This is a genomic window from Ruegeria sp. CF5 (assembly GCF_056537325.1).
The window spans coordinates 514,788-533,119 of record NZ_JBQFRI010000002.1; the positions used below are offsets into that span (position 1 = coordinate 514,788).

The 18,332-nt window shown below is 59.7% G+C and carries 22 protein-coding genes; 15 read left to right on the forward strand and 7 right to left on the reverse strand.

Annotated features, from left to right (window positions below):
* Positions 1 to 7: 7 nt before the first annotated feature.
* Complete coding sequence (locus tag ACR0NW_RS08750; protein ID WP_480450025.1) at positions 8 to 916, forward strand: DMT family transporter; 909 nt, start codon at positions 8 to 10, stop codon at positions 914 to 916.
* Here the strand turns inward: ACR0NW_RS08750 and ACR0NW_RS08755 are convergent.
* Positions 861 to 1,568: a thiamine diphosphokinase gene (locus tag ACR0NW_RS08755; RefSeq protein ID WP_480450026.1), complete on the reverse strand. Its 708-nt coding sequence runs from the start codon at positions 1,566 to 1,568 to the stop codon at positions 861 to 863. The two genes, ACR0NW_RS08750 and ACR0NW_RS08755, sit on opposite strands and share 56 nt — an antisense overlap.
* A gap of 122 nt (positions 1,569 to 1,690) precedes the next feature.
* Between ACR0NW_RS08755 and ACR0NW_RS08760 the strand changes: the two genes are divergently transcribed.
* Positions 1,691 to 3,382 (forward strand): hypothetical protein, encoded by a 1,692-nt coding sequence (locus tag ACR0NW_RS08760; protein WP_480450027.1) that lies wholly within the window; start codon positions 1,691 to 1,693, stop codon positions 3,380 to 3,382.
* Between the two features lie 240 nt (positions 3,383 to 3,622).
* Positions 3,623 to 4,072 (forward strand): ribose 5-phosphate isomerase B, encoded by a 450-nt coding sequence (gene rpiB / locus ACR0NW_RS08765; protein WP_480450028.1) that lies wholly within the window; start codon positions 3,623 to 3,625, stop codon positions 4,070 to 4,072.
* 113 nt (positions 4,073 to 4,185) lie between these two features.
* Here rpiB and ACR0NW_RS08770 read toward each other — a convergent pair whose 3' ends face one another.
* The 5 genes from ACR0NW_RS08770 to nthA form a co-directional block, all read right to left on the reverse strand.
* On the reverse strand, positions 4,186 to 4,428 hold the full coding sequence (locus ACR0NW_RS08770; RefSeq protein ID WP_480450029.1) for a DUF2842 domain-containing protein: 243 nt from the start codon (positions 4,426 to 4,428) through the stop codon (positions 4,186 to 4,188).
* Positions 4,428 to 5,723 carry an adenylosuccinate synthase gene (locus ACR0NW_RS08775; protein WP_480450030.1) on the reverse strand — a complete coding sequence of 432 codons (1,296 nt, stop codon included), beginning with the start codon at positions 5,721 to 5,723 and terminating at the stop codon, positions 4,428 to 4,430. The genes ACR0NW_RS08770 and ACR0NW_RS08775 overlap by 1 nt, the downstream gene beginning before the upstream one ends.
* Before the next feature lie 224 nt (positions 5,724 to 5,947).
* The gene (locus ACR0NW_RS08780; protein WP_480450031.1) at positions 5,948 to 6,283 is read right to left on the reverse strand and encodes a nitrile hydratase accessory protein; all 336 of its coding nucleotides are present in this window, start codon (positions 6,281 to 6,283) and stop codon (positions 5,948 to 5,950) included.
* Positions 6,280 to 6,957 carry a nitrile hydratase subunit beta gene (gene nthB / locus ACR0NW_RS08785; RefSeq protein WP_480450032.1) on the reverse strand — a complete coding sequence of 226 codons (678 nt, stop codon included), beginning with the start codon at positions 6,955 to 6,957 and terminating at the stop codon, positions 6,280 to 6,282. The genes ACR0NW_RS08780 and nthB overlap by 4 nt, the downstream gene beginning before the upstream one ends.
* On the reverse strand, positions 6,954 to 7,568 hold the full coding sequence (gene nthA / locus ACR0NW_RS08790) for a nitrile hydratase subunit alpha (protein ID WP_480450033.1): 615 nt from the start codon (positions 7,566 to 7,568) through the stop codon (positions 6,954 to 6,956). Before nthA ends, nthB begins: the two co-directional genes overlap by 4 nt.
* Before the next feature lie 150 nt (positions 7,569 to 7,718).
* Between nthA and secG the strand changes: the two genes are divergently transcribed.
* From secG to ACR0NW_RS08845, 11 genes are all read left to right on the forward strand, one after another.
* A complete protein-coding gene (gene secG / locus ACR0NW_RS08795; RefSeq protein ID WP_170651665.1) occupies positions 7,719 to 8,078 on the forward strand; it encodes a preprotein translocase subunit SecG in 360 nt (119 codons plus the stop codon).
* Between the two features lie 158 nt (positions 8,079 to 8,236).
* Entirely contained in the window at positions 8,237 to 9,880 is a 1,644-nt protein-coding gene (locus ACR0NW_RS08800) for a CTP synthase (RefSeq protein ID WP_480450034.1), read from the forward strand.
* 105 nt (positions 9,881 to 9,985) lie between these two features.
* Positions 9,986 to 10,762 (forward strand): isocitrate lyase/PEP mutase family protein, encoded by a 777-nt coding sequence (locus tag ACR0NW_RS08805; RefSeq protein ID WP_480450035.1) that lies wholly within the window; start codon positions 9,986 to 9,988, stop codon positions 10,760 to 10,762.
* Positions 10,763 to 10,828: 66 nt separating this feature from the next.
* Complete coding sequence (locus ACR0NW_RS08810) at positions 10,829 to 11,122, forward strand: DUF1330 domain-containing protein (protein ID WP_170651662.1); 294 nt, start codon at positions 10,829 to 10,831, stop codon at positions 11,120 to 11,122.
* Positions 11,123 to 11,164: 42 nt separating this feature from the next.
* Positions 11,165 to 11,614: a tellurite resistance TerB family protein gene (locus ACR0NW_RS08815; protein WP_170651661.1), complete on the forward strand. Its 450-nt coding sequence runs from the start codon at positions 11,165 to 11,167 to the stop codon at positions 11,612 to 11,614.
* 20 nt (positions 11,615 to 11,634) lie between these two features.
* Positions 11,635 to 12,072, forward strand: coding sequence for a tellurite resistance TerB family protein (locus ACR0NW_RS08820; RefSeq protein WP_170651660.1), 438 nt, complete (start codon positions 11,635 to 11,637; stop codon positions 12,070 to 12,072).
* Positions 12,069 to 12,821 (forward strand): phosphate/phosphite/phosphonate ABC transporter substrate-binding protein, encoded by a 753-nt coding sequence (locus ACR0NW_RS08825; protein WP_480450036.1) that lies wholly within the window; start codon positions 12,069 to 12,071, stop codon positions 12,819 to 12,821. The genes ACR0NW_RS08820 and ACR0NW_RS08825 overlap by 4 nt, the downstream gene beginning before the upstream one ends.
* A 128-nt stretch (positions 12,822 to 12,949) precedes the next feature.
* A complete protein-coding gene (locus ACR0NW_RS08830) occupies positions 12,950 to 13,726 on the forward strand; it encodes an ABC transporter ATP-binding protein (RefSeq protein ID WP_480450037.1) in 777 nt (258 codons plus the stop codon).
* Between the two features lie 32 nt (positions 13,727 to 13,758).
* The gene (locus ACR0NW_RS08835; protein ID WP_170651657.1) at positions 13,759 to 14,508 is read left to right on the forward strand and encodes a transporter substrate-binding domain-containing protein; all 750 of its coding nucleotides are present in this window, start codon (positions 13,759 to 13,761) and stop codon (positions 14,506 to 14,508) included.
* 81 nt (positions 14,509 to 14,589) lie between these two features.
* On the forward strand, positions 14,590 to 15,477 hold the full coding sequence (locus ACR0NW_RS08840) for an ABC transporter permease subunit (RefSeq protein WP_170651656.1): 888 nt from the start codon (positions 14,590 to 14,592) through the stop codon (positions 15,475 to 15,477).
* Positions 15,474 to 16,280, forward strand: coding sequence for an ABC transporter permease (locus ACR0NW_RS08845; RefSeq protein WP_480450038.1), 807 nt, complete (start codon positions 15,474 to 15,476; stop codon positions 16,278 to 16,280). Before ACR0NW_RS08840 ends, ACR0NW_RS08845 begins: the two co-directional genes overlap by 4 nt.
* Before the next feature lie 99 nt (positions 16,281 to 16,379).
* Here ACR0NW_RS08845 and ACR0NW_RS08850 read toward each other — a convergent pair whose 3' ends face one another.
* A complete protein-coding gene (locus ACR0NW_RS08850; RefSeq protein WP_480450039.1) occupies positions 16,380 to 17,810 on the reverse strand; it encodes a tetratricopeptide repeat protein in 1,431 nt (476 codons plus the stop codon).
* Between the two features lie 264 nt (positions 17,811 to 18,074).
* Between ACR0NW_RS08850 and ACR0NW_RS08855 the strand changes: the two genes are divergently transcribed.
* On the forward strand, positions 18,075 to 18,287 hold the full coding sequence (locus ACR0NW_RS08855) for a GDCCVxC domain-containing (seleno)protein (protein ID WP_480450040.1): 213 nt from the start codon (positions 18,075 to 18,077) through the stop codon (positions 18,285 to 18,287).
* The last annotated feature ends 45 nt before the right edge of the window (positions 18,288 to 18,332 follow it).

The window sequence follows — 18,332 nt, forward strand, 5'->3', positions numbered from 1 at the left end:
GCCCCTTATGACTCAGGATCGTCCCTTTCTCGGCATTCTGCTGATGCTCGGCTTTTGCGTCCTCGCGCCGCTTGGCGACGCGCTGGCCAAAGTGCTGGGCGAGACCATGCCGCTGGGACCGCTTGTGTTTGCACGGTTCGTCATTCAGGCGGTCATTCTGGTGCCTCTGGTGATACTGACGGCGCGCCCTTGGCGCATGCCGGCGCGCGCGCTGGGTCTTGTCGCCCTGCGCACGGTCCTGCACATCATCGGTATCAGCGCCATGTTTGCGGCCCTGAAATATCTGCCACTCGCCGATACAATCGCCATTGCCTTCGTGATGCCGTTCATCATGCTACTTCTGGGCAAATACGTGCTGGACGAAGAGGTCGGCCACCGTCGTCTGTGGGCCTGCGTCGTGGGTTTCGCAGGCACGCTGCTGGTCATCCAGCCCAGCTTTTCCGAGGTCGGCGCACCCGCCCTGCTGCCCCTTCTTGTGGCGGTGGTCTTTGCCCTGTTCATGCTGGTGACGCGCAAGCTGGCAAAAGAAACCGACCCGATCTCACTGCAGGCCGTTTCGGGAGTAATGGCTTCGGTCATGCTGCTGCCGGTTCTGGCATATCAGCCCGAACAGGGCCAAACCCTGTTGCCCCCCGTCGACAGCGTCGTCATCTGGCTGCTGCTGGGGATCGGAGTGATCGGGACCGTCGCCCATCTGCTCATGACGTGGTCGCTGCGCTATGCGCCTTCGGCCACGCTTGCGCCGATGCAATATCTGGAAATCCCCGTTGCCACGCTGTTCGGCTGGCTGATCTTTCACGACCTGCCGAACGGGCTGGCAGCTGTCGGCATCTGCATCACCATCGCCGCCGGGCTGTATGTCATTCTGCGCGAGCGGGCCACCGCCCGCACCGGCCCGACAGAAACGCCCGCATGACCTCTTCCAAGGCGCTGCGCGGCACCATCACCAACAAGCCCGGTCCGTCCACTTCAAGCGCGACATCTGACAGCGCCCGGTTCGAAGTACCAACCTGACCGTCCGGTTCCAGAACCAGTTCGTCTATGGGCCATTCCAGCCCCTGGCTTGTCCCGGTTACACGACGAAATGGAAACAATGAAACAGTGCTCTGCGGTTCGATCTTCAATGCGATGCGCGGTGGCGCATGAAAGATGACTTCGCGCTCGCCCAGCAATATGCAAGACCGATCCTGCAATCGGATCATCGTGTTGAACACCGCAAGCTGATGATCCACCCGCGCACCCAGAAACCCGACCCCCAGCACAAGCGGGGTTTCGATACTGCGCAGGGCTTTGTCAAAATCGGTGCTGTCCTGTTCACTGATCGGAAACAAACGATCGGACGGAATCCGGTCTTTCAGATCGGGCCGCAGCGAATCAAAATCCCCAATCACCGCGTCGGGAACACGGCCTGACTCCAGAATCACCTCTGCCCCGCCATCCGCTGCCACCATCAGGCCGGTGTGATTCAGCGCCAGATTCAGGTCATCAGGTCCGACATGCCCCCCGCCAACCAGCGAAATTGGCCCATCTGAGCATACAATCGCGTCATTTTTCGACACATTGACCATTTTATCCGGATTTGGACACATTGAGACCACAAAATGATACGTTGATTTACAAAGTTTCGAGTCGATTCTGACGCCCGGCTTCGGGTGGCACGGCTCTGTAGTTTGTAAAGGACGTGCGTCTGATGGTACAGAACAACAAGGTATTGACCGTCTCATACGGAACATTCTCGTGCACTTTGGAAGGGTTCGACGATTCATTTGAGACGATGAAGGCGATTGCCGAATATTTCCGGGATCTGGCGGCGGATGACCGCTATTTCGGATCCGAACCGCCTCAGCCAGACGCCGAAATGCTGACCCGTATCGCACAGCGCGACGCCTCGCGCCGCGTCGAAGCCAGTCAAAGCGAAAGCGGCCTGCTTTTGCGCGCGACCGAGGATACGCCTCAGCCTGCCGTAACCGCACAGACCCCGCAACCACCTGCGGCCCCTACCGCGCCGCAAGCACAGGCAGTTCCCCCCGCTGCCACCACCCCTCCGGCTGCATCGCCGGACCTGACCGTCGTCAACTCCGCCTCGGCGCCCCCCCCCGCCGATGCAATCCCTGTAGCTGAACACGTTGATGATCTGCCTCCCCCCGCGGCAGACAGCATCGCCGCCAAACTGCAGCGCATCCGCGCCGTGGTTTCGCATTCGGACGACAGCGCCGAAGGGTATTCCGAAGATCTCGACACCGGCTTCCATGCCCCTCAGGAAGCGCCGAAGGATGCAATCTCGGCCGCCTTCGAAGCAGGCGCGCTGAGTGCGGTGGACTTCGAAGCCGAACAAACCCCGCCGTCCGCCGAAGAGGCGGCGCCTGTTGAAGATGAATCTGAGGTTACACCGGAGGAGGTCGAGGAACCCGCCGAAGTTCAGGCCGCTCAACCTCAGCCCGAAGATGCTCAGGAAGAGTACGAAGAAGAACCCGAAACACAGGACACCGTTCTGTTTTCGGATCTCGACGAAAGCTCTGAAGATGATGCCGAGGAAACAGATGCGGAAGAAGATGACATCCGCAACATTATGGACGAGGACGAAGACGAGGCATCTGACGCTCAGGATGAAGCCCAGGACGACCAGCATTCGGCCGCCGGTTTCCTGACCGCCGAAGACGAAATCCGCCTTCTGGACCAGTTGACCGAGGTCGAAGCACACCTGTCCGCGCAATCCGCACAGCGCAGCGAACCGGAAGTCGAAGAGGACGTCTCGCGCCTGCTGGTCAAAGCTGACGAGCGGATGGAAGACCCCGACACCAGCGGCAACCGCGAAACCTATTCGCATCTGCGCGCAGCGGTCGCGGCAACCGAGGCCGAAAAGACCGACGGCGCCGACGCCCACCAGACGGACGAAGAGTATCGCGACGACCTTGCTTCGGTCGTCAGCCCGCGCCGTCCGGAAATCGAAGTGACCAGCCTGCGCCCCGAATCCGACAGTGCAATGCCGCTCAAACTGGTGGCAGAGCAGCGGATCGACACGGAAGAGGCCGACACCGGCCCGGTCGTGCCGCGCCGTGTCACCACCGAAGATGATGCCGGCGAATCCCGCGATGGTGGCTTTGCCCACTTTGCCAAGGAACAGGGGGCGCAATCCCTGCCTGATCTGCTGGAAGCGGCAGCCGCCTATCTGTCCTTCATCGAAGGGCAGGAACAGTTCTCACGTCCGCAGCTGATGAACAAGATTCGCGCGCTTAAGCAGGACGACTTCAACCGCGAGGAAAGCCTGCGCTCGTTCGGCCAGCTTCTGCGCGACGGCAAGATTGAAAAGGCTGGCGGTGGCCGCTTCGCCGCCTCCACCCAGATCGGTTTCCGCCCGGACGACAAACGCGCCGCCGGCTGAGCAACCCGAATGTTCTGAATGACAAGGGCCAGAGGTTTTCTCTGGCCCTTGTCATTTTCCATGCACTCTTTCCTGCCGGTCGGTTTTGCCACCTTGATGCCGCAGCCCGAATGTGGAATTGGGCCGGGGCGAAATGCCGGGCAGATTTCTTCCGTTTTCCGTCCGAAGCGGTAATACCGGCGAAACAACCACCCAACCTGTTACGGCCAAACCGCCGTGACGAACCAAAGAGTTCCTCTCATGCCAGCCAACAACCGTATCGCCCTTTCAAGCGACCATGCCGCCATTCAGCTCCGGCAGGTCATCGCCGATCATATCGGCGCACAAGGCTGGGAAGTGGTCGACATCGGACCTGTAACGCCCGAAAGCACGCATTATCCCAAACACGGCCACGCCGCCGCGCAGCTGGTGGCCTCTGGTGATTGCCAGCTTGGCATCGTTCTCTGCGGTACCGGTCAGGGCATCATGATGGCGGCCAACAAGGTGGCGGGCGTTCGCTGTGGCGTCTGTACCGACACGTTCTCGGCCCGCATGATCCGCCAGCACAACGACGCCAACATGCTTTCGATCGGCGCGCGCGTGGTGGGAGAAGGGCTGGCGATTGAGATTGTGGATGCCTTCCTGAACGCCACCTTCGAAGGCGGTCGGCACGCAACACGGGTTGCGATGATCGAAACACCCGAAGCGTAACCCGTTCTCCGGGGCCCTCTGGGCAATATACGACACAACCGTATCACGCTGACCACCGCACCCGTTGCTTACCAAGGCAGGCAGGTGCGGTAATCGGCATACACCGGTTGCAATCAGTCCGAATTCTGGTCCGGGTCTTCCTTGCCAACGCCGCGAAACACGAACTTGAACGGCAGAATCCAAAGAATCCCCAGCACGACATAGACAACGAATTCAAGCCACAGCGGCGGGCGGTCCAGCCAGTTCACAACTGTCACAACCGCCACAATATAAAGTGGCAGACCAAGCAAGAGGATCACCAGCGACCAACGCCGCCGGGCCTTGTAGCTCAGGCCCTTCTTTTCATCCTCGCTCATCAGTCGGCAAACGGGTCGGTCACAAGAATGGTGTCCTCCCGCTCCGGGCTGGTCGACAGCAATGCAACCGGGCATTCGATCAGTTCCTCGACCCGCCGCACGTACTTGATGGCATTTGCCGGCAGTTCAGCCCAGCTGCGCGCGCCTTCGGTGGATTCGCTCCAACCCGGCATCTCTTCATAGATCGGCTTACAGCGGGCCTGCTGGTCAGCAGCTGTCGGCAGATAATCCAGACGATCGCCGTCAAGTTCATAACCCACGCAGATTTTCAGGGTCTCGAAACCGTCGAGAACGTCCAGCTTGGTCAGGGATATGCCGTTTACACCGCTGGTCGCACAGGTCTGGCGCACCAGACAGGCATCGAACCAGCCACACCGGCGCTTACGACCCGTCACAGTACCGAACTCATGCCCGCGGGTTCCAAGACGATGACCGTCGTCGTCATCCAGCTCGGTCGGGAACGGCCCCTCACCCACCCGAGTGGTATAGGCTTTGACGATCCCCAGCACGAAATCGACCGAACCCGGCCCGATGCCAACCCCTGTCGCCGCCTGCCCGGCAATCACGTTGGAAGACGTCACAAACGGATATGTTCCAAAATCAATATCCAACAATGCGCCCTGTGCCCCTTCGAACAGGATGCGCTTGCCCGCCTTGCGCTTTTCGTTCAGCACTTTCCAGACCGGTGCGGCAAAAGGCAGAATCTGCGGCGCGATCTCTTTCAGCTGCGCGATCAGGGCATCGCGATCGACCGGCTCGATTCCCAGACCCTTGCGCAGCGGATCGTGATGCTGCAGCGCCCGGTCCACACGCGCCTCAAGGGTTGCGTCATCAGCCAGGTCCGCGACACGGACCGAACGGCGGCCTACCTTGTCCTCGTATGCCGGACCAATGCCCCGACCGGTGGTGCCGATCTTGGTGCCTTTGCTGGCAGCCTCTTCCCGCGCACGGTCCAACTCGCCATGAATCGGCAGAATCAGCGGTGTGTTTTCCGCGATCATCAGCGTTTCGGGCGTGATCTCGACCCCCTGCTTGCGGATCGATCCGATCTCGCCCACCAGATGCCACGGGTCCAGCACAACACCGTTCCCGATCACACTCAGCTTGCCGCCACGCACTACACCCGACGGAAGCGCGTTCAGCTTGTATACCTCACCGTCAATGACCAGCGTATGACCGGCATTGTGCCCGCCCTGAAAACGCGCGATCACATCCGCCCGCTCGCTGAGCCAGTCGACGATCTTGCCTTTTCCTTCGTCGCCCCACTGGGCGCCGACAACAACCACATTGGCCATATCCGGTCCTTTTGCGCTGAACTATCAAACCCGGGTGATATAACGAGGTGATCGCGGCAGGGAAACCGGTAATTCGGACGCAACTGACCAACTTATTTACAATCGCGCTGCGCGCGATGCCTCCGGCGGGAGTATTTTGGGCCGGATGAAGAGCGGCCCCCTGTTCATATGGCTGAAAATACTCCGGGTAGGCACACAAGGGCGGAAGGGGCAGAGCCCCCTCTTTACTGCTGCGTCAGGCGGACGGGCTTGCCATGCGGTGTCGTCAGATACGCATCCTCCCATGCCGAACGCAGCATCGATACGTCATCCGGCGCGGCATCCCCCCACTCGGCCAGAAGTGATTCCAATGTTTCCAGCCAGGCTTGAAAATAATCCTCTCCGCCATCCAGTTCGCGCGCGAGGCCATGACGGGCCAGTGTGTCCGAAAACCGGGCCGCCCAGTCGGGCCAGTCAAAGCGTCCGGCTTCGTTCAATGCAACTGTCAGCGCAAAGACCTGCGCGTGCCATGGCTGTTCGAAAACCGGTTCGGGTGCGGAGTGGGTCGGGCACGCGGTCATGCGGGCTCCAGATAGCTTTGCCAGAGGTCCAGCACGACCTCATCGTCGGGATGCTCCGGATGCGCCCACAGCTCACGCGCGTGAAAGCGCACAGCATAAAGCGGCTCTGGCGCCTCTCCCAACCCATGCGCATTGCTGTCGGGAAAGACGTGGGTCCCGTGCAGTCGATGGACATATCCCAACGCACCGGCGGCATATTGCGGCAGGCGGGTATGACCACCCGTCACCAGCGCGTTATCGGATGGAATGCGTGCGCGCACGGCCTGACCGGCGGAAAACAGTGGCTCAGGTCCTTCCGCGCGATCTGCCGGACCACCTTTGGCCAGAACCCCGGCAACCGCTGCCGCCTTCATGACCTTCGACGACAGAGCGTGTGGCTTATCGCTCTCTGATCCGCGCAGGTCGTCCATAGTCAGAACGCCCTTTTCCACCAGCAGATCAGCCAGCGCGGAAATCCACTTTTCGTAATAGGAAAACCGGGTGTAATCCTTTGGTGACAACCGTTCACGTGCATGGCGTGACACGTCTATGTTCCACTGCCCCAGCGCGCCCGCGGCCAGCGTCACCGCCAATGCCCGCGCGTGCCAGTCCTCGGTAAAAACCGGATCATCTTCGGATTCTGGATGAATTGCGCCGTCGCCGAACCGCCCGCCCATGTCATGAACGCGGGTCATGATGGCACCTTGGGCAAACCGGTTCCGATCATGCTGTCACGGGTTACCAGCGCTGCCAGTTCATCTTCGCTCAGGTCATCGGTTCCCTCAGGGCGCATCGGCAATACCAGATAACGAATCTCGGCCGTTGAATCCCAGACACGAACCGAACTGTCTTTGGGCAGGGTCACTCCGAATTCGGCCAGTACTTTGCGGGGTTCACGCACGGCGCGGGCGCGATATGCGTCCGATTTGTACCAGCCCGGCGGAATACCGAGCAGCGGCCATGGATAGCAACTGCACAAGGTGCAGACGACCATGTTGTGCTGATCGGGCGTGTTTTCGACGACCACCATATGTTCGCCCTGCCGGCCATAATATCCCAGCTCGGCCACCACAGCTGTCGCATCCGCCAGCAGCGCCTGCCTGAATTCCGGGTCCATCCAGGCCCGGGCAACAACGCGTGCGCCGTTCTGTGGGCCGATTTTGTTTTCATAGGTATCGATAATCTCATCCAGCGCGGCCGGGTCAATCAGCCCCTTGCGGGTCAGAATCGTCTCAAGCGCCTTTACGCGAAGTGCGGGTTCGGGCGGCAGCAGGGCGTGCGGATGGTCGTGATCGTCATGAGGCATGGCCGCAGCCTGCGCGACCTCGGCCCCCGCTGTCCAGCCCCTTTGGTGTGATCCCGTTGATCACGGGTCGTGATGCCAACTCCTCCCTTGCTCCTGCCTGCAAACTTGCATAGATACCACGCGATACACGCCACGCTCTGCAGGAAGACCATGGAAAACGTCATTCTCATCATCCATCTCCTTTTGGCCCTTGGCCTGATTGCCGTTGTTCTGATGCAGCGGTCCGAAGGGGGCGGCCTGGGCATGGGCGGCGGCGGTGGCGGCGCCATGAGCGGGCGTGCCGCGGCGACCGCTCTGGGTAAGGTGACCTGGATTCTGGCGGCGTGTTTCATCGTGACGTCCATCACCATGACCATTCTGGCCGCGCAAAAATCCGCAGGCAGCTCGGTGATCGACCGTCTGGGCGTTCCCGCCCCGACCGAGGAAAGCACACCTGCGGTTCCATCCGCAGACGACCTGCTGCCGCCGGCACAGGGCGACAATGCTCCGCTGATCCCTCAGGCGGACTGATCCACAAAACCTAGAAATCTGAAAGAGAACGGCAACAGCATCTTGCGGTTCTCTTGCGCTTTTGGCGCGAATCCTCTATATGTGAAGTCCCGTGGTGCTGCGGTTTTTTCAAGCCGCCGGGCAGTTGGTAATGACGTCTCACGGGAGCAGCCGAAAACATGGCGCGATTTATTTTCATCACTGGTGGTGTGGTTTCGTCCTTGGGTAAAGGACTGGCCTCGGCGGCCCTGGGCGCGCTGTTGCAGGCACGCGGGTATTCGGTCCGTCTGCGCAAGCTGGACCCCTATCTGAACGTCGATCCCGGCACCATGTCGCCGTTCGAACATGGCGAAGTGTTCGTTACCGATGATGGCGCGGAAACCGATCTGGACCTTGGCCACTACGAACGCTTTACCGGGGTTGCGGCGCGCAAAACAGACTCGGTCAGTTCCGGCCGCATCTACTCCAACGTGCTGGAAAAGGAACGCCGCGGCGACTACCTCGGCAAGACCATTCAGGTCATTCCGCACGTTACCAACGAGATCAAGGATTTCATCGCCATCGGCGAGGATGAGGTCGATTTCATGCTGTGTGAGATCGGCGGTACCGTCGGCGATATCGAGGGCCTGCCCTTTTTCGAAGCCATCCGTCAGTTCAGCCAGGACAAGCCGCGTGGTCAGTGTATTTTCATGCACCTGACGCTGCTGCCCTACATCAAGGCATCCGGCGAATTGAAAACCAAGCCGACCCAGCACTCGGTGAAAGAGCTGCGCTCGATCGGTTTGGCACCCGACATTCTGGTCTGCCGCTCCGAAGGGCCGATCCCCAAAAAGGAACGCGAAAAGCTGGCCCTGTTCTGCAACGTGCGCCCTGACAGCGTGATCGCGGCGCAGGACCTCAGCACCATCTACGACGCCCCGCTGGCCTATCACAAAGAAGGGTTGGATCAGGCGGTTCTGGATGCGTTCCAGATCAGCCCCGCCCCCAAACCCGATCTGGCCAAATGGGAAGATGTCAGCGACCGCATCCACAACGCTGAAGGCGAAGTGAAGGTTGCCATCGTCGGCAAATATACCCAGCTGGAAGACGCCTATAAGTCGATTGCCGAGGCGCTGACCCATGGCGGCATGGCCAACCGGGTCAAGGTCAAGGTCGAATGGGTGGATGCCGAAATCTTTGATACTGAAGACGCCGCACCACATCTGGAAGGTTTCCACGCCATCCTCGTCCCCGGCGGATTTGGCGAGCGTGGTACCGAAGGCAAGATCAAGGCCGCCCAATATGCGCGCGAACACAAGGTGCCCTATCTGGGGATCTGTCTGGGCATGCAGATGGCCGTAATCGAAGCCGCCCGGAACGCCGCGGGCATCACCGAGGCAGGGTCCGAGGAATTCGACCACGAATCCGGTAAAAAACGTTTTGAGCCAGTTGTTTATCACCTCAAGGAATGGGTGCAGGGTAACCACAAGGTCGAACGCAAAGTGGGTGACGACAAAGGCGGCACCATGCGTCTGGGCGCCTATGACGCGGTTCTTGGCGAAGGCTCGAAAGTGGCAGAGGTGTATGGCAGCACCAGTATCGAGGAACGCCACCGCCACCGTTATGAGGTGGATATCAAGTACCGCGACAAGCTTGAGGCAGCCGGCCTGAACTTCTCGGGCATGTCGCCGGATGGCCGCCTGCCGGAAATCGTCGAATGGTCGGATCACCCGTGGTTCATCGGCGTCCAGTACCACCCCGAGCTGAAATCCAAACCTTTCGACCCGCACCCCCTGTTCAAGGACTTCGTGCGCGCGGCCAAGGACACGTCGCGTCTGGTCTGATCCAGGCGGTCGTCACCGCAAAGTGACGGCGCACACAAAAAAACTTCTACGCAATGCCCTGTCATGGGGGTTAACTGTTGGCAAATCGCAGACAGGAGATTCTCCATGACCAGCCAGACGCAACTTGCCGAAACATTTGCCGGTCTGCACAAAAAGGGCGATCCCGTTATCCTGTTCAACATCTGGGATCCGGGTAGCGCCGCCGCCGTGCGTAACGCCGGTGCGCAGGCGATTGCTACCGGCAGCGCCCCGGTGGCAATGGCGCAGGGATACAAAGACGGTCAAAATATTCCGTTCGATCTGGTCTTGGGCAACGCCCGGCGGATCGTGGATGCGGTCGATGTGCCCGTGACGCTGGATTTCGAAGGGGCCTATGCAGAAGATCCCGCCGGAATTTCCGATAACGTGCAGCGGGCACTGGACTGCGGCGTTGTCGGCTTCAACTTCGAAGACCAGATTGTGGGCGGCACAGGGCTCTATGACGTCGCCGCGCAAGCCCAGCGGGTCAGGGCCGTGCGACAGGGCGGTGACGCAGCCGGGGTGCCCGTTTTTATCAACGCCCGTACTGATATCTTTCTCAAAGCTGCCCCTGACACGCACGACGACGCCATGCTGGACGATGCGATCACCCGCGCCAAAGCTTTTGCCGATGCCGGGGCCGACGGCTTTTTCGCCCCCGGCCTAAAGGATGAGGCATTGATCGCCCGCTTGTGCGATTCGGTTGACCTGCCGGTGAACATCATCGCCCTGCCCGGCACGCCCGATACGCCAACTCTGGCCGCTCTGGGCGTTGCGCGTATCAGCTATGGCCCGGTGCCCTATCGGCGCATGACCGCATGGTTGCAGCAACAGGCAAGCGATGCGCTGGCTCAGGCCAACTGACACGCGGGATTGCATTTCCCTCGATCTGACAGCACCCTGCACGCGCAGGCCAATCAGGAGGATGCAATGACCAAAGGATATTGGGTCGCCCATGTCGATGTGGATGACATGGAAACATACAAGAACTACATCGCGGCCAATGCCGAGCCCTTTGGCGAATATGGGGCACGCTTCCTGGTGCGTGGCGGCGACCACGAGGTCAAGGAAGGCGCTTCGCGGTCGCGAACCGTTGTGATCGAATTTCCCAGCTATGAAGATGCGCTTGCCTGTTACGAAAGTGACGCCTACCAGCACGCCAAATCCCTGCGCGATCCGGTTGCCATGAGCGATCTTGTGATCATCCGAGGCTATGACGGGTAGAACCCGCTTGGCGACCCACAAAATATGGACTAGCCTATGCCCATGTTGAAGAAGTTCTTCCAGGCCTTCCGCCCCCCGCAACACGACAAGCTGCCCGATCCCGATGCGGAACTGGCGCTTGGTGCCCTTCTGGTGCGCGTGGCGCAGGCCGACCGCGACTACAAGGTCGAGGAAATCGGCCTGATCGACAAGATTCTCGCCCGCCTCTATCAGCACAACGCCATTGAGGCCGCCAAGGTGCGCGCCACTTGCGAAAAGTTGCACGCGGCCGCGCCCGATACTGATACCTTCGGCAAGCTGATCCGAGAAACCACCGATCTTAAGGAACGCCTCGCCGCGCTGGATGCCCTGTGGGAGGTCGTACTGGCCGACGGAAACTCGGACGAAGGCGAAATGAAAATCGTCGAAGAGGCCAGGATCGCCATGGGCCTCAGCTATAACGACAGCCAGGCGGCGCGCGAGCGGATGCAAAGCCGCTTGGATGCCAACTAGGATCAGCATATATCCCAATCATGTTCAGTGATTTTCTTTCCCGGCTGACACAGCCGCAGCCCGACCCACTGGCCGAGGATGACGCCCGCCTCGCCCTTACGGCCCTGTTGGTGCGCATCGCCCGCTCCGACAACGACTATGCCGATACCGAAATGGCCCGGATCGACCGGATTTCAGCCCAGCGCTATGGGCTGTCTCCGTTCGAGGCAGCCGGTCTGCGCGCCAAAGCCGAAGATCTGGAGGCCGAGGCCCCCGACACCGTCCGCTTCACCCGCGCCATAAAAGAGGCCGTCCCCTATGACGACCGGCTGGGAGTGGTCGAGGCGCTGTGGTCTGTCGTGCTGGCCGATGGCCAGCGCACCGGCGAAGAGGATTCGCTGCTGCGCCTTGTGGTCAGCCTGCTGGGCGTCAGCGACGTCGATTCGGCACTGGCCCGCCAAAGGGCAGCCAAATCATGACCGCAATGCTGGGTATGTACGACATGCCCGCCCTGCAACCCGCCAACGACCGCTTGTGGGATTTGATTCGGGGGCATCTGGGTGATGGGCACAACCAACTGTCGCGGGACCGGGATTTCTGGGACATCTGGCATGATCCGGATCTGATCTTTGCCCAGACCTGCGGAATGCCGTACCGAACACGCCTGCACGGCAAGGTCCAGCTCGTCGGCACCCCCGATTATGCGCTGCCCGGATGCCCGCCCGGATATTACTGTTCGGTCTTCGTCGCCCGGCGTGACGACGCCCGCGATCTGACTGCCCTGACTGGTGGCACGTTCGCCTATAACGAGGCTCTGTCGCAATCAGGCTGGGCCGCCCCGGTAACCCACCTTGCGGGCTTGGGGCTGGCGCCCGCCACCCTGCATGAAACCGGCGGACACGCCCTGTCTGCGCAAGCAGTGGCCGAGGGGCTGGCCGACTGCGCCTCACTTGACGCTTTGACGTGGGAATTGCTCAGAGAACATTCCGACTTGGCCGGAAAACTGCGCGAGGTTGCGCGGACAGACCCGACACCCGCCCTGCCCTACATCACTGCAAACGGTCGCGACGCCGCCCTTGTGGCCAGCGCCGTTCGGGCCGCAATCGCGGACCTGTCGGCAGAAGATCGCAAGGCGCTGCACCTTCAGGGGCTGATCGACATCCCCGCCGACACCTATCTTGCGGTTCCCACTCCGCCTGCGCCCGACGCATTCCTGCCTGCGCGCTGACCATTTTGGCCAGAACGTCTGGTCAATTCGGTCGTTTCGGGCCCGGAACTTGTCATTTGCGCATTGCATTACGCTGATTTTTCGGCCCTAGTACCGCACCAATAATGCCAACAACATCTGGACCACCCGTGACAGAATCCGCTCCCGTCATCGAGATCAAGAACCTTCACAAAAGCTTCGGACAGCTGGAAGTGTTGAAAGGAGTGGACATCACCGCGCATCGGGGCGACGTGGTTTCACTGATCGGCTCGTCGGGGTCCGGAAAATCCACGCTTCTGCGCTGCTGCAACCTGCTTGAGGACAGCCAGCAAGGCGAGATCCTGTTCAAAGGCGAACCGGTTCGCTGGTCAGGCGCGGGTCATAACCGGCGCCCGGCGGATCCCAAACAGGTGCTGCGCATACGCACCAACCTGTCGATGGTATTCCAGCAGTTCAATCTGTGGGCGCACATGACCATCCTGCAAAACGTGATGGAAGCGCCCGTGACCGTTCTGGGCCGCGACAGGGCCGAGGTCGAGGACAGCGCGCGTAAATATCTGGAAAAGGTCGGCATCGGTGACAAGTGCGATGTTTACCCGGCCCAGCTGTCGGGTGGCCAGCAACAGCGTGCCGCCATTGCCCGCGGCCTCTGCATGGAGCCCGAGGCGCTGCTGTTCGACGAACCCACCTCCGCGCTCGACCCCGAGCTGGAACAGGAAGTGATTAAGGTGATCAAGGATTTGGCTGCCGAAGGCCGGACCATGATCATCGTGACCCACGACATGAAGATGGCGGCTGATATCTCCAGCCACGTCGTATTCCTCCATCAGGGCCTTATCGAAGAAGAAGGCCTGCCCGAGGACATCTTCACTACCCCTGAATCCGCACGGCTTCAGGGCTTTCTTTCCGCCACCAAGGCGGCATAACTTCAGGACAGAACTAAACTGGGGAGAAACCAATGAAAAACCTGATTCTGACCACTGCGGCACTGGCGCTTGGCGCTGGCATGGCCATGGCCGACACCGTCCGCATGGGCACCGAGGGCGCCTACCCTCCGTACAACTTCATCAATGACGCCGGCGAGATCGACGGTTTCGAGCGTGAAGTGGGCGACGAACTGTGCAAGCGCGCCAACCTTGAGTGCGAATGGGTCAAGAACGACTGGGATTCGATTATCCCGAATCTGGTCTCGGGCAACTACGACACCATCATTGCGGGCATGTCGATCACCGATGAGCGGGATGAGGTCATCGACTTCACCCAGAACTACTTCCCGCCTGCCGCGTCCGCCTATGCCGGCGCATCGGACGGTGTTGATCTGACCGGCGGCATCATCGCAGCTCAGACCGCAACGATTCAGGCGGGCCACGTGGCCGAATCCGGCGCAACGCTGGTTGAATTCGCGACACCTGAAGAAACCATCGCAGCGGTCCGCAACGGCGAAGCTGACGCGGTGTTTGCCGACAAGGACTTCCTTGTTCCGATCGTCGAGGAATCGGGCGGTGAGCTGGTCTTTGTAGGCGACGACGTTCCGCTGGGCGGCGGCATCGGCCTTGGTATCCGCGAATCCGATGGTGAACTGCGCGGCAAGTTTGACGAGGCCATCACCTCGATGAAGGCGGACGGTTCGCTGAACGAACTGATCGTCAAGTGGTTCGGCGAAGGCGTACCGACCTACAACGCCGACGGCTCGGTCGTCACAAACTAATTTGTACCACTCGGTTCGGCGCATTCATTGCGCCGAACCGTTCCCGGCCGCAGGTCCGGTACGACGCTCGAAAGACGCCTCATGTTCTCCTATTGCGCTGATCCCGACACGCTTGGCACGTTCCGCTGGTTCTCGTGCTATCTGACGAACGGTGTCCATTGGTCGTTCTACCTGTCGTTTCTCAAGGTTCTTGGCCTGCTGGCCGTCACCGCACCCGTCGCGCTGAGCTTTGGTTTTGCGGGCGCAATGGCAGCCCGGTCACATTTCCCGCCTCTCAGCTGGCTGGGAAAGGGATACATCGCCATCGTGCGCGGCGTGCCGGATATCGCATTCTTCCTGTTTTTCGTGATCGCACTGGATCAGGGGTTCGAGTGGATGCGCCATCAGGTCCTGTGCCCCGACTGGACCGACCCGATCCGTCAGGGCAACGACTTTCTCGTCTGCCCCTCCGCCAAGCTGCCTCTGGGTAGCGCCCCGGAATGGGTTCACGAGATTTACGGCTTTTTCCTTGCCATCATCACCTTTTCCATCGTTTTCGGCGCTTTCGCCGCTAACGTCCTGTTCGGCGGGATGCGTGCCGTACCCCACGCCCAGCTAGAGACTGCCGAAGCCTATGGCATGAGCCGCCGCCAGACCTTCTGGCGCATCCTCGTGCCGCAGATGTGGGTCTATGCCCTACCCGGCCTTTCGAACCTGTGGATGGTGCTGATCAAGGCCACACCGCTGCTGTTCCTGCTGGGTATCGAAGACATCGTGTACTGGGCCCGTGAACTGGGCGGCACCAAGACCTCGAAATTCACTGCCTATCCGCATGGCGACTGGCGCATGTGGTACTTCCTGTTCCTGCTGATCTTCTACCTCGGCATGACCCGCGTCTCGGAAATCGGGCTGGAACGGCTGATGCGCAGACTATCCCACGGTCAGGCCACATCCGGTGGCGAGCTGCTGCGCAAGGAGACCACGGCATGAGCTGCTTGCATACCATTCAGGACTACGGCCTGCGCTCGCTGGGCCTTGGCGAACGCCTGTTGCCACGCAGCGACTTCACCTTGTGCGAACAGTTTACGCTGATCGGCTCGGGCATGATCTGGAATGTCTATTTCGGCATTATGGCTCTGGCCACCGGCTTTTTCCTCGCCACCGCACTGGCGGTTGGAAAAGCTTCACCGAACAAATGGCTGCGCAAACCGGCCGAATGGTTCATCTTCATCTTCCGCGGCTCGCCGCTGTTCATTCAGTTCTTCTTTGCCTACTTCCTGTTCCTGTCGCTCAAGAAGACCTATCCGATGTTCGACGCCTTCACCTCTGCATGGCTGGGGGCGCTGATCGTTCTGTTCCTGAACACCGCCGCCTATTCGGGTGAGATCTTCTATGGCGCGCTGCGGTCGATCCCCAAGGGTGATATCGAGGCGGCGGATGCCTATGGCATGTCCGGCTGGTCCCGCTTTCGCCGGGTTGTCTGGCCGACCATGCTGCGTCTGGCCTGGCCCGCCTACACGAACGAGGCGATCTTTCTGTTCCACGCGACCACGCTGGTCTTCTTTTCGGCCTTCCCGGCCTGGCAGCAACGGGGAGATGCCCTGTATTACGCCAGCTACTTTGCGGACAAGACGTTCAACCCGTTCATTCCGTATCCGATTCTGGCGTTCTATTTCATCCTGCTGACGCTGGTGATCGTCTGGGGCTTTGGTCAGGTGAACAAGCGCCTCAACCGCCACCTGCCGGTTGCGAAACAGGCCAAGATGCGGTTCCGGCTGAATCTGGCGCGCTAAGCTTTGTGTTTCAAAGCCCCTGCGGCGCCAGACACACTTTGACACGCCCCATCATGCGTAACCCATGTTCGCAGGCGATGGGGCGTCCCGTATTCCGATTCAGAAATCTTTGATTATCGATTTGATGTCCAAAGCGGTCTGGTTTGCCTTGGCATGCACGGTCATCGCCGTGGCGCCAGTTATTAGAGGCATGATGACTACCGCAGTCACAAAAGCGGTCCCTATACCCAGGACGCCGCCAAGTATCGTCCCATACAACAAGGCAGGAAAAAACCCATCCAAAATCCAGGTGACAATCCAAGTCAAAAGAAGAACAGCAACGCCCGCCTTAATAGCTACGATCGGCGTAGACGACCAGATACCCGACGTCGTCCTCTTGGCATTGGCCTTGCCTTCAGCCGCCTTCGCTTGCAGCTGGTCTCGGGCGGCGTTGATAATCCTCTGTGCCTCGTGATTGATGACTTCGGCCCCATGGTCGATCTCGAGCAAGCGGTCGATCGGCTCATCCTCGAAACCGACCAGTTCGTTAAAATGCTCTACTGGCTCGGGGCTCATATTGACGTCGTACTGAGAGGCAATATTCAGGCGCTTCTCATATTCAAGACGCGTAAAGTTCGCCTTTACCTTCTTGATGTCGTTTATCAGTTCCCGGCGGCGATGCTCGATCACATCCTGAACTGCTGCTTTGTGCTTCAGGAAATCCTCGTCCGAGGCCGCCCGCAGCCCATATTTCCAATCCCCGATCAGGGCATGGTAAAACTGGTTGCCCGCCGTTTCCGTATCCCCCTCATGGTACAGAAGTTTGGCGTAGTCGTACTTGGCCGAATAATTCCGTTGGTTCAGCGTCAGCGCCTTTTCAAGGTGCGTGCGCGCATCCTCCATGCGGCCCGCACAATAACACGCCCAGCCCGCCATCGCGTAGCACCGCGACTGCACCTTGTCCTTGAGATGCGAAGCGTATTTGGCAGCGTTCAGGAAATCTTCGATTGCCACCTCGGGATTAACGATATTCATGTCGGCGTGCCCCGGACCGCCAAGCCGTATCAGCCCGCGCAGAAAATGGAACCTGTATTCCAGTCGAAAGCCCGAACGTTCTCCGTGACCGTCAATGGCACGGTTCACGTAATCAAGCGCCTCTTCAAAATGGCCGCGCTTATAGGCCTGACTGGCAATCGAATACTGTTCCATTGCCCAGGTCTGATCCGGGGTTTTGGCGACCTTCAGCAACTGCGCCAGCGTGCCCTTGATGTCATTCAGCTCCAGCGAAACCTGATAGAATCCGTGCTGCATGACACTGGACATTTCCTGGATCGAACTGTTCACCTCTTGAATGTCCCCTCGCAAGCTCATGACTTGACCAGACATGTCATTCATTGCCTGCAAGCCCTGCTCGGCCAGTCGGGTCTGCGTCGACAGCGATTGCGCCATATGCAGGTCGACCAACAGACTAAAGCCATCGAGGTTCTTTTGCGGGGCTAGAAAGCTGCCATATGAATCTGCGCCGTTATAGGTAAACACTGAACTCGTCATTGATCCTCCAGATAGTATTGCAAACCATTGTAGCTAAATAAATTTTTTGGATGATTGTCCGAAATTAGTATCAGGACAATACTTCAGCACTCATTTCGCCCGCATTTTTTCACCATTTGCGACATTCCCGATCACAGCCGCTGTTTATCCCGCAGTTTGAACTCGGCGTTCAGGCCCGCTTCCTTTTGCAAAGCTCAGAATATTCGACGTGGAGTTTTCAATGCCTTGGGCTAAGATTGTCACCAACCACAGCGTTCAGATCCCATGACCGAACTTACTCTGCACAGCACCATCACCTGCCCCGATTGTGACCACACCCGGTCCGAGCGGATGCCGACGGATGCGTGCCAGTGGTTCTACGAATGCGGGAACTGCGGCGCGCTTTTGCGGCCCAGACCCGGCGATTGCTGCGTCTATTGCTCATACGGAACCGCCCCCTGCCCGCCTGTACAAAACGGACAATCCTGCTGCGGATAAACGTACAAACCGGAAGAAACTCGTTTCAGCCGGTCGTGGCCGGGA

Coding starts and splice junctions, on each gene's coding strand:
- ACR0NW_RS08760 (WP_480450027.1), top strand. CDS start 1,691: ATGGTACAGAACAACAAGGTATTGACCGTCTCATACGGAACATTCTCG.
- ACR0NW_RS08820 (WP_170651660.1), top strand. CDS start 11,635: ATGTTCAGTGATTTTCTTTCCCGGCTGACACAGCCGCAGCCCGACCCA.
- ACR0NW_RS08850 (WP_480450039.1), bottom strand. CDS start 17,810: ATGACGAGTTCAGTGTTTACCTATAACGGCGCAGATTCATATGGCAGC.
- ACR0NW_RS08750 (WP_480450025.1), top strand. CDS start 8: ATGACTCAGGATCGTCCCTTTCTCGGCATTCTGCTGATGCTCGGCTTT.
- nthA (WP_480450033.1), bottom strand. CDS start 7,568: ATGCCTCATGACGATCACGACCATCCGCACGCCCTGCTGCCGCCCGAA.
- rpiB (WP_480450028.1), top strand. CDS start 3,623: ATGCCAGCCAACAACCGTATCGCCCTTTCAAGCGACCATGCCGCCATT.
- ACR0NW_RS08775 (WP_480450030.1), bottom strand. CDS start 5,723: ATGGCCAATGTGGTTGTTGTCGGCGCCCAGTGGGGCGACGAAGGAAAA.
- ACR0NW_RS08780 (WP_480450031.1), bottom strand. CDS start 6,283: ATGACCGCGTGCCCGACCCACTCCGCACCCGAACCGGTTTTCGAACAG.
- nthB (WP_480450032.1), bottom strand. CDS start 6,957: ATGACCCGCGTTCATGACATGGGCGGGCGGTTCGGCGACGGCGCAATT.
- ACR0NW_RS08845 (WP_480450038.1), top strand. CDS start 15,474: ATGAGCTGCTTGCATACCATTCAGGACTACGGCCTGCGCTCGCTGGGC.
- ACR0NW_RS08755 (WP_480450026.1), bottom strand. CDS start 1,568: ATGGTCAATGTGTCGAAAAATGACGCGATTGTATGCTCAGATGGGCCA.
- ACR0NW_RS08835 (WP_170651657.1), top strand. CDS start 13,759: ATGAAAAACCTGATTCTGACCACTGCGGCACTGGCGCTTGGCGCTGGC.
- ACR0NW_RS08855 (WP_480450040.1), top strand. CDS start 18,075: ATGACCGAACTTACTCTGCACAGCACCATCACCTGCCCCGATTGTGAC.
- ACR0NW_RS08825 (WP_480450036.1), top strand. CDS start 12,069: ATGACCGCAATGCTGGGTATGTACGACATGCCCGCCCTGCAACCCGCC.
- ACR0NW_RS08805 (WP_480450035.1), top strand. CDS start 9,986: ATGACCAGCCAGACGCAACTTGCCGAAACATTTGCCGGTCTGCACAAA.
- ACR0NW_RS08800 (WP_480450034.1), top strand. CDS start 8,237: ATGGCGCGATTTATTTTCATCACTGGTGGTGTGGTTTCGTCCTTGGGT.
- ACR0NW_RS08840 (WP_170651656.1), top strand. CDS start 14,590: ATGTTCTCCTATTGCGCTGATCCCGACACGCTTGGCACGTTCCGCTGG.
- secG (WP_170651665.1), top strand. CDS start 7,719: ATGGAAAACGTCATTCTCATCATCCATCTCCTTTTGGCCCTTGGCCTG.
- ACR0NW_RS08770 (WP_480450029.1), bottom strand. CDS start 4,428: ATGAGCGAGGATGAAAAGAAGGGCCTGAGCTACAAGGCCCGGCGGCGT.
- ACR0NW_RS08810 (WP_170651662.1), top strand. CDS start 10,829: ATGACCAAAGGATATTGGGTCGCCCATGTCGATGTGGATGACATGGAA.
- ACR0NW_RS08815 (WP_170651661.1), top strand. CDS start 11,165: ATGTTGAAGAAGTTCTTCCAGGCCTTCCGCCCCCCGCAACACGACAAG.